11 protein-coding genes are annotated in these 10,186 nt (G+C 71.8%); 7 read left to right on the top strand and 4 right to left on the bottom strand.

The window, feature by feature from the left end:
* Window positions 1-378: 378 nt before the first annotated feature.
* Complete coding sequence (locus FK498_RS14150; RefSeq protein WP_161988422.1) at window positions 379-1,359, top strand: tripartite tricarboxylate transporter substrate binding protein; 981 nt, start codon at window positions 379-381, stop codon at window positions 1,357-1,359.
* An 18-nt stretch (window positions 1,360-1,377) separates the two neighbouring features.
* On the opposite strand, the gene dut is transcribed toward FK498_RS14150, so the two are convergent.
* Genes dut through FK498_RS14135 form a run of 3 tightly spaced genes read right to left on the bottom strand, consistent with a single transcriptional unit; the run spans window position 1,378 to window position 3,795 of the window.
* Entirely contained in the window at window positions 1,378-1,824 is a 447-nt protein-coding gene (gene dut, locus FK498_RS14145; RefSeq protein WP_141855613.1) for a dUTP diphosphatase, read from the bottom strand.
* The gene (coaBC, locus tag FK498_RS14140) at window positions 1,821-3,005 is read right to left on the bottom strand and encodes a bifunctional phosphopantothenoylcysteine decarboxylase/phosphopantothenate--cysteine ligase CoaBC (RefSeq protein WP_141855611.1); all 1,185 of its coding nucleotides are present in this window, start codon (window positions 3,003-3,005) and stop codon (window positions 1,821-1,823) included. Before coaBC ends, dut begins: the two co-directional genes overlap by 4 nt.
* Before the next feature lie 46 nt (window positions 3,006-3,051).
* The gene (locus FK498_RS14135; protein ID WP_141855609.1) at window positions 3,052-3,795 is read right to left on the bottom strand and encodes a class I SAM-dependent methyltransferase; all 744 of its coding nucleotides are present in this window, start codon (window positions 3,793-3,795) and stop codon (window positions 3,052-3,054) included.
* 47 nt (window positions 3,796-3,842) lie between these two features.
* Between FK498_RS14135 and mutM the strand changes: the two genes are divergently transcribed.
* The 5 genes from mutM to dnaN all read left to right on the top strand — a co-directional run bounded on the left by mutM (window position 3,843) and on the right by dnaN (window position 8,876).
* A complete protein-coding gene (mutM, locus tag FK498_RS14130) occupies window positions 3,843-4,685 on the top strand; it encodes a bifunctional DNA-formamidopyrimidine glycosylase/DNA-(apurinic or apyrimidinic site) lyase (RefSeq protein WP_141855607.1) in 843 nt (280 codons plus the stop codon).
* Window positions 4,686-4,728: 43 nt separating this feature from the next.
* Window positions 4,729-5,505 carry an enoyl-CoA hydratase gene (locus tag FK498_RS14125; RefSeq protein WP_141855605.1) on the top strand — a complete coding sequence of 259 codons (777 nt, stop codon included), beginning with the start codon at window positions 4,729-4,731 and terminating at the stop codon, window positions 5,503-5,505.
* Between the two features lie 105 nt (window positions 5,506-5,610).
* Entirely contained in the window at window positions 5,611-5,883 is a 273-nt protein-coding gene (gene rpsT / locus FK498_RS14120) for a 30S ribosomal protein S20 (RefSeq protein ID WP_141855603.1), read from the top strand.
* 322 nt (window positions 5,884-6,205) lie between these two features.
* Window positions 6,206-7,609: a chromosomal replication initiator protein DnaA gene (gene dnaA / locus FK498_RS14115; protein WP_141855618.1), complete on the top strand. Its 1,404-nt coding sequence runs from the start codon at window positions 6,206-6,208 to the stop codon at window positions 7,607-7,609.
* Between the two features lie 130 nt (window positions 7,610-7,739).
* Window positions 7,740-8,876 carry a DNA polymerase III subunit beta gene (dnaN, locus tag FK498_RS14110; RefSeq protein ID WP_141855601.1) on the top strand — a complete coding sequence of 379 codons (1,137 nt, stop codon included), beginning with the start codon at window positions 7,740-7,742 and terminating at the stop codon, window positions 8,874-8,876.
* Between the two features lie 11 nt (window positions 8,877-8,887).
* Here dnaN and FK498_RS14105 read toward each other — a convergent pair whose 3' ends face one another.
* Window positions 8,888-9,439, bottom strand: coding sequence for a M23 family metallopeptidase (locus tag FK498_RS14105; protein WP_161988421.1), 552 nt, complete (start codon window positions 9,437-9,439; stop codon window positions 8,888-8,890).
* Between the two features lie 64 nt (window positions 9,440-9,503).
* On the opposite strand from FK498_RS14105, the gene FK498_RS14100 reads away from it, so the two are divergent.
* The coding region (locus FK498_RS14100) for an AAA family ATPase (protein ID WP_237560951.1) at window positions 9,504-10,186 on the top strand (683 nt) is incomplete at its 3' end.

Below are 10,186 nucleotides of genomic sequence, written 5' to 3'. Positions count from 1 at the left end.
CGGGTGGTAGGGCACGCGGGCGACGATCGCCGGCACGGCGGCATGGGCGCTGTTGATGAGCACGGACAACGCCGTGATGGTGGCCTGGGCGGCGATCGAGCGCCGCCGGGCGGGCGATCCGGGCGCGGACCTGGCCGTGGCGCCGCGCCCGCGCTGGCCGCTGTGACGGGATGCGGCGTCGGCGGCAAGGGCCGTGTGCGGCGCGGCCGCCTCCCGTCGAGAATGGGGCGGCGGGGGCCCCGGGACGGAGCGAGCGCGCAAGGGCGGGCGCGGTCCCGTCTGGCGTTCGTGCCGGATCGCGGTATCGTGGCGATGAACGCGCCGCGCGCGATCCCACCGAAGACGACGCGCGGCCAAGCGATAGGGAGATGTCCACCGATGCCCAGCCGCCGCCAGACCCTCGGCCTTGCCCTCGCCGCCGGCCTCGCGCCCTCCCTTCTCCGAGCGCAGACCGGCCAAGCATGGCGGCCGACCCGACCGGTCCGGCTGATCGTGCCGTTCGCACCGAGCGGCTCGAACGACATCGTCGCGCGGATTCTCGCGGATGCGGTGGGCCAGGCGCTCGGCCAGCCGATCGTGGTGGAGAACCGCGCCGGCGCGGGCAGCGTGATCGGCGCCGAGCATGTCGCCCGCGCGGCGCCGGATGGCCACACCGTGCTCATCAACAGCGCCCATGCCGCCGTGCCGGCGATCGTCGCCCGCGTGCCCTACCACCCGCTGAACGACTTTGCCGGTGTGGCGGTAGCCGGCTTCTCGCCGCACGTGCTCGTCGTCAATCCCCAGCTGCCGGTGCGCACGGCGCGGGATCTCGTCGCGCTGCTCGGGGCGAATCCCGGGCGCTACAACCTGGCCTCGGCTGGCCCGGGCAGCGGCGTGCACATCGCCGGCGAGCTGTTCCGCGCCGTCACCAAGGTGCAGGTCGAGCTGGTGCACTACCGCGGCGGCGGCCCGGGCGTGGCGGCCCTGGTGGCCGGCGAGGCCGAGGTGGGCACGCCGACCATGGCCTCCTCGATCGGACAGATCCGCGGCGGCGGGCTGCGCGCGCTCGCCGTGCTCGCCGAACAGCGCAGCCCGGCGCTGCCGGACGTGCCGAGCGCGCCGGAAGCCGGCCTGCCCGGGGTGATCTTCGAGGAGTTCTTCCCCATCCTGGCGCCTGCCGGGACGCCGCCGGCCGCGCTGGCCGCGCTCGGGGCGGCGTTCCGCGGCGCGATCCAGCAGAACGCGGCGAAGCTCCATGAACTGGCCGGGGTGGCGCCGCGCGCGGGGTTCGAGACGTCCGACCAGGTGATGGCCCTGGTCCGCGAGGGCATCGAGCGCTACACGGCGATCCTGCGCGCGGCGGGCGTGCAGCCCGAGTAGCGCGGCCGCGATCGGGCCTCAGGCGCCGGTGCTGCCGAAGCCGCCGGCGCCGCGCCCGGTCTCGTCGAGCGAGGCGCGCTCGTCCCACTCCGCCACCTCGTGGCGCGCGATCACCATCTGCGCGATGCGCATGCCGCGTTCGACCGTGAACGGCGTCTCGCCGGCGTTCAGCAGGATCACGCCCACCTCGCCGCGATAGTCGGCATCGATCGTGCCGATGCCGTTGGCAAGGCAGATGCCATGCTTCAGGGCGAGGCCCGAACGCGCGCGCACCTGCGCCTCGTAGCCGGGCGGCAGGGCGATCGCGATCCCGGTCGGGATCAGCGCGCGCGCGCCAGGCAGCAGCGTCACCGGTGCGGTGACGGCGGCGAGCAGATCCATTCCGGCCGCATGCGCGGTCGCATAGGCCGGCAAGGGCAGGCCGGCGCCATGCGGCAGGCGCGTCACCACGACCCGCACCGTCACGCGAACACCTCGGCGATCCGAGCCGCCAGGCGACGCGCCACCTCCTCCTTCGCCATGCGCGGCCAGTCCTCCACCCCCTGGGCGGTGACGATGTGCACCGCGTTCTCGCGCCCGCCCATGACGTCACCCGACACGTCGTTCGCGACGATCCAGTCGCAGCCCTTGCGCACGCGCTTCGCCTGGGCATGCGCGATCACGTCGTTGGTCTCGGCAGCGAAACCGACGACAAGCGCAGGCCGTTGTGGTCCGGGCCTGGCAAGCGTCGCGAGGATGTCCGGATTCTCGGCGAGCGCGAGGGGCGATGGTGCCTCGCCAGGCACCTTCTTGATCTTCCGTCCCTGGCCGGTGGCGGGCCGCCAGTCGGCCACCGCGGCGGCGCAGACGGCGATGTCGGCGGGCAGCGCCGCCTGGCAGGCGGCGAGCATGTCGCGCGCGCTCTCGACGCGGCGCATGCTGACGCCGGGCGGGTCGGGCAGATGCACCGGGCCCGAGACGAGCGTGACGCGCGCGCCGAGGGCCGCGAGCGCGGCGGCGATCGCGTGGCCCTGGCGGCCGGAGGAGCGGTTGGCGATGTAGCGCACCGGGTCGATCGCCTCGCGGGTCGGGCCCGAGGTGACGAGCGCATGCCGGCCGGCGAGCGGGCCGGCGGCGAGGGCGGCACGGATGGCGGCGAGCAGTTCGGGCGGCTCGACCAGGCGGCCGGGGCCGGACTCGGGTTCGGCCATCTCACCCTCCGCCGGGCCGACGATGGTGACGCCGCGGCCGCGCAGCGTGGCGATGTGCGCCTGCGTCGCGGGATGCGCCCACATGGTCGGGTTCATCGCCGGGGCGAGCAGGATCGGCCGCGTGGTGGCGAGCAGCACCGTGGAGGCGAGGTCGTCGGCCAGCCCGAGCGCCACCTTGGCGATCAGGTCGGCGGAGGCGGGGGCGACCACGACGAGGTCGTGCTCGCGTGCGAGACGGATGTGGCCGCTGTGGGTTTCGTCCTCGAGCGACCAGAGGTCGCCGAACACGCGGCTTCCGGTGATCGCGGCGAGCGCGTGCGGCGTGACGAAACGCGCGCCCGCATCGGTGAGCAGCCCGGTGACGGCGAAGCCGTCCCTGCGGGCGAGGCGCGCGAGTTCCAGCGCCTTGTAGGCGGCGATGGAGCCGGAGATGATGAGGAGCAGCTTGCGGTTCATGGGATAGGGCGTCTGGGGGAAAGGGCCTTGCGGGCCCTTCCCGGCGTCAGATCTTCCACCCGGAGTGGATGGCGGCGATGCCGCCGGAGAGGTCGCGCCACGTCACGCGTTCGAGCCCCGCAGCTGTCATGCGGTCTGCGAGTTCCGGCTGCGGCGGGAACCGGCGGATGCTCTCGGCGAGGTAGCGGTACGCCTCCTCATCCCTGGCGACGGTGCGGCCGAGGAACGGCAGCACCTTGAACGAGTAGGCGTCGTACACCGGCGCCAGCGCGGCGACGGTCACGCGCGAGAATTCCAGGCACAGGAACCGCCCGCCCGGCCTGAGCACGCGGCGTGCCTCGCGCAGCACGGCGTCGATGTCGGTGCAGTTGCGCAGCCCGAAGGCGATGGTGACGGCATCGAATCGGTCATCGGGCAGCGGCAGGCGTTCGGCATCCGCGCAGAGGATCTCCATCCGCCCGATCAGGCCCCGCTCCACGCCGCGTTCCTCGGCGATGCGCAGCATGGCGGGGTTGATGTCGGAGAGCACGACGTGGCCGCAGCCGCGTTCGAGCGCGGCGAAGGCGATGTCGCCGGTGCCGCCGGCGAGATCGAGCAGCCGCATCGCCGGCCGTGGCCCGAGCGTGGTGACGAGGATGCGCTTCCAGACCCGGTGGATGCCGAACGACATCAGGTCGTTCATCAGATCGTAGCGCGGCGCGACGGAGTCGAACACCGCGCGCACCAGACCCTTCTTGGCCCCGGTCGGCACGGTGCGGAAGCCGAAATGTGTGGTGGCATTGTCGGTCATCGGCGCGGAGATTAGCGTCCCCGGCTGGCCAAGGCGAGGGAGCGGGGATGCCGGAGCTGCCCGAGGTCGAGACGGTGATGCGCGGGCTTGCCGCGCGGCTCGAGGGCGAGCGCATCGCGCGGGTGGCGGTGAACCGGGCGGATCTGCGCTGGACGCTGCCGCCGGGGTTCGGCCAGGCGCTGGTCGGCAGGCGGGTGCTGGGGTTCGCGCGTCGGGGCAAGTACATCCTGATGCGCATCGAGGGCGGGCGGACGCTGCTCTGGCATCTCGGCATGTCGGGACGGGTGCGGCTTGCGGCGCCCGGCGAGCGGGTCGAGCCGGTGGCGCACGAGCATGTCGTGATCGAGACCGGGTCCGGCTGGCGCGTGGGCTTCGTCGATCCGCGCCGCTTCGGCGGTCTCGACCTGCTCGACACCGACAGGGAGGCGGCGCATCCGCGGCTCGCCCGGCTCGGCCCTGAGCCGCTCGACTGCGCGTTCACGCCGGCGGTGCTGTCGGCGGCGCTGAAGGGGCGGCGCACGTCGATCAAGGCGGCGCTGATGGACCAGGCGACGGTGGCGGGGCTCGGCAACATCTACGTGTGCGAGGCGCTGTTCCGCGCCGGCATCTCGCCCAGGCGTTCCGCGCATACGGTCACCGGCGCGCGTGCGGAGCGGCTGGTCGCGGCGATCAAGGCCACGCTCGCGGAGGCGATCGCGGCGGGCGGGTCGTCCTTGCGCGACTGGCGCCAGGCGAACGGCGAGCTCGGCTACTTCCAGCATGCGTGGAAGGTGTACGGGCGAGCCGGCGAGCCCTGCGAGCGCTGTCCCGGCCCGTCGAAGTGCCGCGGCATCAAGGTGGAGGTGCAGGGCGCGCGCAGCACCTTCTATTGCCCTCGCACCCAGCGTTGAGTACGGCTTGCCGCGACGCAGCATCCGCCGAGGAGGGTGAGGGATGGCCTACGAGATGATCCTGGTCGAGACGCGCGGCGCGGTGGGCCTGATCACGCTCAACCGCCCCAAGGCGCTGAATGCGCTGTGCGATCAGCTCATGACGGAGCTCGGCGCGGCGCTGCGCGCGTTCGACGCGGACGATGCCGTGGGGGCGATCGTGCTGACGGGCAGCGAGAAGGCCTTCGCCGCCGGCGCCGACATCAAGGAGATGAAGGACAAGAGCTTCATCGACGTCGTGAACGACGACTTCATCGGCAATCGCTGGGAGACGGTGCTCGGCATCCGCAAGCCGGTGATCGCCGCGGTTGCGGGGTTCGCGCTGGGCGGCGGTTGCGAGCTTGCGATGATGTGCGATGTCATCCTCGCCGCCGAGACGGCGAAGTTCGGCCAGCCGGAGATCAACCTCGGCGTCATTCCCGGGGCCGGCGGCACGCAGCGGCTGACGCGTGCGGTGGGCAAGTCGAAGGCGATGGAGATGATTCTCACTGGCCGCATGATGGACGCCGAGGAGGCGGAGCGGGCGGGACTCGTCTCGCGGATCGTGCCGGCCGCAGAACTTGTGGACGAGGCGGTGAAGGTCGCCGAACGCATCGCTTCGCTGTCGCGACCCGCGGTGGCGATGGCGAAGGAGGCCGTCAACCGCGCCTTCGAGACGACGCTCGCGGAGGGCGTGCGGTTCGAGCGGCGGCTCTTCCAGTCCTGCTTCGCGCTGGCCGACCAGAAGGAGGGGATGGCGGCCTTCGCCGAGAAGCGGAAGGCGGCCTTCGCACATCGCTGAACGCGCGGCCGTCGCCTTGACGAGGGTCGGGCTGGCGTGTAGGAAGCGCGCCTTCCGTCGCGGGCGCTCCTCGCGACGGCGCTTCCCTTTGAGATCGGACGACCCATGGCCAACACGGCTTCGGCAAAGAAGCGGATCCGGCAGATCGCGAAGCGCACGGCGCGCAACAAGGCCGCGCGTTCGCGGCTTCGCACCTTCGCCAAGAAGGTCGAGCAGGCGATCGTCGGCGGCGCGCAGGAGGATGCGCGTGCGGCCCTGCGTGCGCTCACTCCGGAACTGATGCGCGCATCGACCAAAGGCCTGGTCCACCGCAATGCGGTGGCGCGCAAACTTTCGCGGCTCAGCAAGCGCATCAAGGCGATCGGCGCGCAGGGCTGAAGATCGACGTGTCTCCGCGCGCGTCTCGCGCGCGGTTCGCGTTTCGCCCCCGTTGCCGCACGCGGGCGCGCGGTCTAGCTTCCGGCACGGGAAGCCGCGAGGCGGCCTTCACACTCACGCACATGTCCAAGTAACGGTGAACAACAACTTAGCGCTTGTCTTTGAAACGTAACATCACCGCAAATAATCATTTGCATCCACCCCGTCGGTTTCTCTAAAAACGTCCGCTTGCGATGGCGGGGCCGGGCCAGCCCGCGGGCAGGCGGGCCGCCGCATCCTCATCGAGTTCATCGCGCGGATTGGAACCGTGGAAAGAGGCGAACTGCTCGTGTCGCGGATCGACGGGGAGATCGGGGGACAATGGGCACGCGTGCGCGGACGTCTGCGCGAGGAGGTGGGCGAGGTCGAGTACCGTACCTGGCTCAAGCAGATGACGCTGGCCGATGCGTCCGAGGACGAGGTGACGATCGTCCTGCCGACCCGCTTCCTGCGCGACTGGGTGCGCGCGCATTACGGTGACCGGCTGCGCGCCCTCTGGGCGGCCGAGAACGGGCGGATCCGCAGGGTGGAGCTGCGCATCGGCGCACCGCAGACCGGCCTCGCGGAGCCGGTGGCGGTCCCCGCGCCGATCGTCGCCGCACCCGGGTCCGAGACCGCGCGCCTCGAAGCCGGCCGGAGCGACCCGCGCGCGGAGCTCGCCGGTCCGCTCGATCCGCGCTTCACCTTCGGCAGCTTCGTGGTCGGCAAGCCGAACGAGTTCGCCTATGCCTGCGCGCGCCGCGTCGCCGAGGGCGGACCGGTGGCGGGCTTCAATCTCAATCCGCTCTTCCTCTACGGCGGCGTCGGCCTCGGCAAGACGCATCTCATGCATGCGATCGCCTGGGCGATCCGCGAGCGGCAGACGGCGCGCTCGGTCGTCTACATGTCGGCCGAGAAGTTCATGTACCGCTTCATCGCCGCGATCCGCAGCCACAGCGGCGTCGAGTTCAAGGAGACGCTGCGCGGCGTCGACGTGCTGATGATCGACGATCTTCAATTCCTGATCGGCAAGGACAGCACGCAGGAGGAGTTCTTCCACACCTTCAACGCGCTGGTCGATGCCGGACGGCAGATCGTCGTCTCCGCCGACAAGTCGCCCTCCGACCTCTCGGGGATCGAGGAGCGGCTGCGCACCCGCCTCGGCTGCGGCACGGTCGCCGACATCCACGCCACCACCTACGAGCTGCGGATCGGCATCCTGCAGGCCAAGGCCGCACTGCAGGGTGTGACCGTGCCGCAGAAGGTGATGGAGTTCATGGCGCACAAGATCACCACGAACGTGCGCGACCTCGAGGGCGCGCTCAACCGGGTGGTGGCACATGCGCAGCTGGTCGGCCGGCCGATCACCCTCGAAAGCACCCAGGAGGTGCTGCACGACCTCCTGCGCGCGCATGACCGGCGCGTCACCATCGAGGAGATCCAGAAGCGGGTGGCCGAGCATTTCAGCATCCGCCTCACCGACATGTCCTCGGCCAGGCGGGCGCGGGCGGTCGCGCGGCCGCGCCAGATCGCGATGTTCCTCGCCAAGCAGCTCACCAGCCGCTCCCTGCCCGAGATCGGCCGCAAGTTCGGCAACCGCGACCACACCACGGTCATGCATGCCTGCGCCCGGGTGGCCGAGCTGATGCAGAAGGACCCCGCCCTCGCCGAGGACGTCGAGCTCCTGCGGAGGATGCTCGAGAGCTGAGCCGGGCGGCAGGCGGGGCCGCGGCGCACGGCCGCGCTTAACCGCCCCTTTCGCGGTTGCTATAGTCGCCGGCCCGAGTCGCGGGGGTCCGTGCCGGCCGGTTCGCGGCCGCGTTTCGTCTGGGGTGGTCATGAAGCTCAAGGTCGATCGCTCGACGCTGATGAAGGCGCTGGCGCACGTCCAGAACGTGGTCGAGAAGCGCAACACCATCCCGATCCTGGCGAACGTGCTGATCCGCGCGAAGGACGGGGCGCTGACGCTGGCCGCCACCGACATGGAGATCGCCGCGGTCGAGCAGGTGCCGGCCGAGATCGGCCGCAACGGCGCCGCCACCGCCCCGGCCGCGACCCTCTACGAGATCGTGCGCAAGCTGCCCGAGGGCGCGACGGTCGAGCTCGACCATCCGGGCGGCGACGCGCCGCTGGCGCTCCGCTCCGGCCGCTACGCCACCAGCCTCAACTGCCTGCCGGTCGAGGACTTCCCGGCGATCCAGGACGGCACCCTGCCGCACCGCTTCAGCCTGCGCGCCGGCACGCTGCGCGACCTGATCGACCGCACCAAGTTCGCGATCTCGACCGAGGAGACGCGCTACTACCTGAACGGCATCTACCTGCATGCCACCGTGAGCGAGGGCGCCCCCGTGCTGCGCGCGGTCGCGACCGACGGTCACCGCCTCGCCCGCGTCGAGGAGCCCCTGCCCGAGGGGGCCTCCGGCATGCCGGGCGTGATCGTGCCGCGCAAGACCGTGTTCGAGCTGCGCAAGCTGCTCGACGACGTGCCCGGTCAGGACGAGGTGCGGATCGCGCTCTCCGAGACGCGCATCCGTTTCGAGCTCGGCACCGTCACGCTGACCAGCAAGCTGATCGACGGCACCTTCCCCGACTACGAGCGGGTGATCCCGCGCGACAACGACAAGACGCTGCGCATCGCCAAGAAGGACTTCGCCGAGGCGGTGGACCGCGTCGCCGCGATCTCGTCCGAACGCTCGCGCCCGGTGAAGCTCGCGATCGCCAAGGACGGGCTGACGCTCTCGGCGGCGAGCCCCGACCAGGGCCGAGCCGAGGAGGAGATCGAGCGCGACCGCCTCGAATACGACGCGACCCCGATCGAGATCGGCTTCCAGGCGCGCTACCTGCGCGACATCACCGACACGATCGGCGACGCGACGCGCGTCGAGTTCAGCTTCCACGACCACACCGCGCCCACGCTGATCCGTGCCGAGGGCGATGCGAGCGCGGTCTATGTGCTGATGCCGATGCGGGTCTAGCGCTCCTGCCGTCAGGTCGTGCCGAGCCGCGCCGCGGCCGCGTCGAGATAGGGCGTCGGATCGATCAGATCCTTGCGCCGCATGAAGGGCGGGCGGCCGAAATCGCTCAGCGATCCGCTCGCCGTGCCCGCGTACATCTCGAAATGCAGCATGTCGCTCGGCACGTCGAGCACGTCCATCAGAGGGCCGACGAAGGCGATCACTTGGCCTGCCTTCACCGCGCTTCCCGCCTTCAGCCCGGCCGGCAGCGTGTTGGCGATCTCGCAGTAGCGGCCGATCCAGCCGCCCGCGTGCAGGATCTCCATGGCCGAGACCTTCTGCGTCAGCGTGCTGTTCAGCGCGAAGAAGGCGAAGCGGGTGATCACGCCGTCGGCCGCGGCGAGGATCTCGGTGCCGTGCGGGACGTAGAGATCGCAGCCGGCATGCAGGCGGCCGTTCGCCCGCCTGGCGCCGAAGCGGCGCGGGCTGTCGTGCCAGCTCGCCTGCGGGCGGGCGCGGAACGGGAAGACCTCGAACGCATCCAGCGGCGGTGCCGCCGCCCCGATGGTCGCAGTGCCGTTCATCCTCGCGTCTCCTCTCGGCCGGATTTTCTTACGATAACACAACAAATTCCGGGAGCGCAAGCGGATGGCGGCGAAGGTGCTGCCGCGCCGGCATCGTGACGGCATGCCTCCGGCCTCGCCCCTGCGGCTCGAGCGTCTCCAGCTCACGCGGTTCCGCTCCTACGCCGCCCTCGCCGCGCGCTTCACCGCCCCCATCGTGGTGCTCGCCGGGCCGAACGGGGCGGGCAAGACCAACCTGCTCGAGGCGATCAGCCTGCTGACACCCGGGCGCGGGCTGCGCGGCGCGCGGATGGCCGAGCTCGCGCGCCGCGAGGCCGACGGCAGCGTCGCCGGCACCTGGGCGGTGGCGGGGCGCTTCGCCACGCCGGAGGGGCCGCTCGAGCTCGGCACCGGGATCGCCGAGGCGGGGGCGGGCCGGCGCAGCTTCCTGCTGGACGGCGCGGCTCCGCGCGGCCAGGCCGAGATCGCCGCGCGCGTCGCCGCGGTGTGGCTCACGCCGCAGATGGACCGGCTGTTCCAGGACGGGGCATCGGCGCGGCGGCGCTTCCTCGACCGCCTGGTCTGGGCGATCGAGCCGGCGCATGCGCGCGAGGTGGCCGCCTACGAGACCGCGCTCGCCGAGCGCAACCGGCTGCTCGCCGCCGGCCGCGCCGATCCGGCCTGGCTCGAGGCGCTCGAGGATGCGATGGCGCGGCACGGCATCGCGGTCGCTGCCGCGCGCCGGGCCCTGGTCGCGCGGCTCAACCG

The sequence above is a fragment of the Elioraea sp. Yellowstone genome, from assembly GCF_006704265.1.
Lineage (GTDB): Bacteria > Pseudomonadota > Alphaproteobacteria > Acetobacterales > Acetobacteraceae > Elioraea.
This window is presented reverse-complemented; position numbering and strand designations above follow the sequence as displayed.